The 3,110-nt window shown below is 56.1% G+C and carries 4 protein-coding genes and 1 tRNA gene; 2 read left to right on the forward strand and 3 right to left on the reverse strand.

The annotated features are described in order from the left end of the window. Nucleotides 1-188: 188 nt before the first annotated feature. A tRNA-Ala gene (locus VM163_02630) sits at nt 189-264 on the reverse strand. A gap of 191 nt (nt 265-455) precedes the next feature. After that, entirely contained in the window at nt 456-1,208 is a 753-nt protein-coding gene (locus VM163_02635) for a metallophosphoesterase (protein HUT02770.1), read from the reverse strand. A gap of 166 nt (nt 1,209-1,374) precedes the next feature. On the opposite strand from VM163_02635, the gene VM163_02640 reads away from it, so the two are divergent. Next, complete coding sequence (locus VM163_02640) at nt 1,375-1,935, forward strand: sigma-70 family RNA polymerase sigma factor (protein HUT02771.1); 561 nt, start codon at nt 1,375-1,377, stop codon at nt 1,933-1,935. Next, the gene (locus VM163_02645; GenBank protein ID HUT02772.1) at nt 1,932-2,897 is read left to right on the forward strand and encodes a DUF4367 domain-containing protein; all 966 of its coding nucleotides are present in this window, start codon (nt 1,932-1,934) and stop codon (nt 2,895-2,897) included. Before VM163_02640 ends, VM163_02645 begins: the two co-directional genes overlap by 4 nt. 79 nt (nt 2,898-2,976) lie before the next feature. Here the strand turns inward: VM163_02645 and VM163_02650 are convergent. Continuing rightward, a partial coding sequence (locus VM163_02650) for a methyltetrahydrofolate cobalamin methyltransferase (GenBank protein HUT02773.1) occupies nt 2,977-3,110 on the reverse strand: 134 nt, incomplete at its 5' end.

Genomic DNA, 3,110 nt, shown 5'->3' on the forward strand with positions numbered 1-3,110 from the left:
TGAAAGTGTTAGAATAAGGGTAGCTCCCAAACCGCACAATAATGTTACTGGTTTCAGCATCTTAGTCAATTTTCCTGCTCCTATCGAGGCGGCGTACGAAGCAGAACCACGCTCACATCGTCAAAATATGAGCGTGGCGCGCGGTTCAATATCATGAACAACAAGAGACTATTAAGTCTCAATAATGTTGGTGGAGCAGAGGGGATTCGAACCCCTGACCTCGTCCGTGCGAGGGACGCGCTCTCCCAACTGAGCCACTGCCCCACACCAGGGAGATTATACCAGGTTCATCGGCGGAATTCAACACGCAAGCATGGTCAAGTCTCTACCTTTTCAGGGTAAGCACTACGATCTCCGGCGGGCAGAGAAATCGGACCTGAGGAGCAGGGGGTGGCTCAAGGCCGATGCCGCGAGATACAAAGGCGTTCGTCTCCCCGATTCTATACCGCCCATACTCATATCGCTTGCCTGTACTGGCTGCTGTCACTATCGCGCCCCAGAATGGAAGACGCACTTGTCCCCCGTGGGTATGGCCGGCAAAGCACCAATCGGCGTTCTCTCGCGGCTCTAGGTATACCATCCGGCGAATGCATCAGAACAAGACTCAACGAATTCGCCTGAGGTCGCTTTGACGCTCGTAAGCCCTTGATATGGACTGCTGTTCCTCGGATCGACAGGGCGGCACCCGAGTCGTTCACCAGATGCAGCTTACCGAATGATCCTTCGTTGAGGGCAAGCTCATCATCGAAGCCGGTGACACCGTAGGTAGGCGCAATAGAGCAAAGCCTCGAGAGGAAGTCTCCGAACTGGCTCTTATCATACTTGCCAAGCTGATGGATGTCCCCGGTAACGAAGATCAAGTCAGGATTCTCACGTTTGATGGCTACAAGAATCTTCTCCGTCAGCGAGGTCTTCATCTCGAAGTGTATGTCCGTCACATGCACGATCTTCAAGGTAGAGGCAACCTTGGGGGAGATTGCCGATATGCGGGTAATGGTGAGCATCCTGGGCTCTAAGAGAAAGCCGTCAACTAGACACAAGGCAAGGACAATATCGGCAATGATGGCAAGCCGGAGTATCCACCATCGCCGCCGGCTGTGAGTGAGCCGAGCCTTCGTCCAGTCCAAGAGCGCAAGCAAGGACAGCGCAAGCGGGATCACGGTAAGGAGCACGATTATGGACAGACCGATGAGTTCGACTCTCATCATTCCCATGTGCCTTCATCAGTTCGACTCTGGACGTTAATGAAACTGTTCCAGTTCGCTTGTATCCCAAACGCCGCCGGGCGCGTCAGATATAATGTAATACTTCCCCTCTCCGGGCGTACCTGATACTGGAGACACCTAGGAGTCTTGCACGGAGGTATCCGAGGACATGAATGTCATGGCATTGGTGGAGGAGCAGGCATTGATCGCCCAGGCTAAGGCCGAGCCGAGCGCCTTTGCCGCCATCTACGACCATTACTTCCCGCGCGTTTTCAGCTATATCCGATATCATGTCCGGGATGCCGAAGCGGCAGACGACATCACTGCTCAGATCTTCGAGAAAGCCCTGATCAAGATCAAGGGCTACCGTCCGGAGCGGGCGCCTTTCGCCGATTGGCTTTTTGCTATCGCCCGGAACGCAGTTACCGACCATCTTCGCAGCCGAATGCGTTACCGCTGGCTGCCACTGGACGCGCTGCGTGATCAGGCAAGCGATGCTCCTCAGCCCGAAGACGTCGCAATTCGTAATGAGACGCTTGACCGCCTGCGGACGGCTGTTTCGAGTCTGAGCGATCGAGAGCGTGAGATAATCGCTCTGAAGTTTGCCGCTAGACTCACCAATCGCTCTATCTCACGACTGTGCGGGCTGACGGAAAGCAATGTGGCCGTGATCCTGTCTCGGGCGATAGGACGATTGCGAATCGAACTATGCACGGAGGAAGACCTATGAGCGAGAGAAACCAGGCAGACCGCTTCAGCCGTGAACTGGACGAGATACTGAGCGGCAGAAAGACCGGTCCGACCGATGCAGAGGAATGTGATAAGCGGGCCATTGCCCGCATGTTGGCGGACGCTGACTTCAGTGGCGAGAGTCGGATTCGGCAGGCGCTCAGAAACCGTCTTCTCCATGGAATAGACGCGCGGGAACTGAAGAGAATACGACGACAGAATCAGAAGGAGGCCGTCATGAAAGCATTTCAAACTTACGTCTGGAGGCCGCTGCCTGCGGTCACGGCGCTGGCTGTTCTTTTTGCAGTTGTTGCGCTGCCTCTCATATGGCCGGGCACATTGCCCGCAGCCGCCATGAACTTGGACAGTTATGTGCGCAGTCTAGTGGTTGGGGAGCATACGACGGTAAAACAGGCCCCGATGCAGCCGCAGGGCACGCCACCCCCGAGCACAACGAATGTGCGGATGTGGTTGGTTCAGACCCCCATCGCAGCATTTGGGGGCAATGTGCCGGAAGGGGCGGACCCCACGGTCCGCTATTATCCTTCCTTCGATCTGGCACAGGAATCCGTGTCCAGCACTGAGTTCAAGCAGCCGGAATATCTGCCGCCTGGATATCTACTTGTCGAAGCGCTGGTCACACCATCGGAGGCGCTGCTGCTCCGGTATGCCAGCTTCACAGCCGGCGACATAGTCCTTGTACAGAATCCAGTTGGGACCAAGAGTGTTCCGGTTACGAGGTCGCCTCAAGGGATCACATCAAAGTCAGTGGTAACGGGCATAACGATGAGCACCGATGCGCCGATCCGAGCCATTACACTCAACGGCAAGCCGGCGGCGTGGATCGAGGAAGACATGGGGCAGAACTCCCTTACATGGGAAGCCGACGGTATGAGCTACATACTAGGTGGCATCAGGCTCAGCCTCGACGAGGCTGTGAAGATCGCCCAGTCGCTTTGCTAAGCGGATTAAGGATGGGCGGCCTGAATTCCAGGCCGCCCATTGCACACTCCGCGCTCCGACCTCGAACTCCTGACTCGCGTCAGACCTCGAACTTCCCTTCGCGGGCGGCGGAGAGGTATTCCGTGCAGAACTCGTCACGGCCGAGAAGAGCCTCGGTCGCATAGACGAGCGCCATGAGCTGTTTGTCCATCGGATCAACGATCGCCGCATCCA

The sequence above is a fragment of the bacterium genome (assembly GCA_035527515.1).
In the GTDB taxonomy this organism is placed as follows: domain Bacteria; phylum B130-G9; class B130-G9; order B130-G9; family B130-G9; genus B130-G9.

What these genes read in the sequence shown, in the direction of transcription:
- VM163_02635 (HUT02770.1), bottom strand. Translation starts at nt 1,208, where the DNA reads ATGATGAGAGTCGAACTCATCGGTCTGTCCATAATCGTGCTCCTTACC.
- VM163_02645 (HUT02772.1), top strand. Translation starts at nt 1,932, where the DNA reads ATGAGCGAGAGAAACCAGGCAGACCGCTTCAGCCGTGAACTGGACGAG.
- VM163_02640 (HUT02771.1), top strand. Translation starts at nt 1,375, where the DNA reads ATGAATGTCATGGCATTGGTGGAGGAGCAGGCATTGATCGCCCAGGCT.